Source organism: Thauera sp. 28 (assembly GCF_000310145.2).
Taxonomy (GTDB): Bacteria; Pseudomonadota; Gammaproteobacteria; order Burkholderiales; family Rhodocyclaceae; genus Thauera; species Thauera mechernichensis.
In genome coordinates, this window is sequence record NZ_AMXA01000111.1 from 1 (window position 1) to 275 (window position 275).

The following is a 275-nucleotide window of genomic DNA, read 5'->3' on the forward strand; positions in this document are numbered from 1 at the left end:
CGCAAGCTCGGCATGGACACCGTCGGCTTTCTGATGATGGCGCACATGAACAGCCCCGAAGGCCTGGTCAAGCAAGCCAAGCTGATGGAGAGCTACGGCGCCAACTGCATCTACGTCACCGACTCGGCCGGCCACCTGCTGCCCGACACGGTCAAGTCGCGTCTCAGTGCGGTGCGCAATGCGCTCAAGCCCGAGACCGAACTCGGCTTCCACGGCCACCACAACCTGGCCATGGGCGTGGCCAACAGCCTGGCCGCGCTCGAAGTCGGTGCCAG

At 65.1% G+C, this 275-nt stretch carries 1 pseudogene; it reads left to right on the forward strand.

The annotated features are described in order from the left end of the window. Positions 1–275 (forward strand): annotated as a pseudogene (locus C662_RS19670) (4-hydroxy-2-oxovalerate aldolase); the annotation flags it as partial.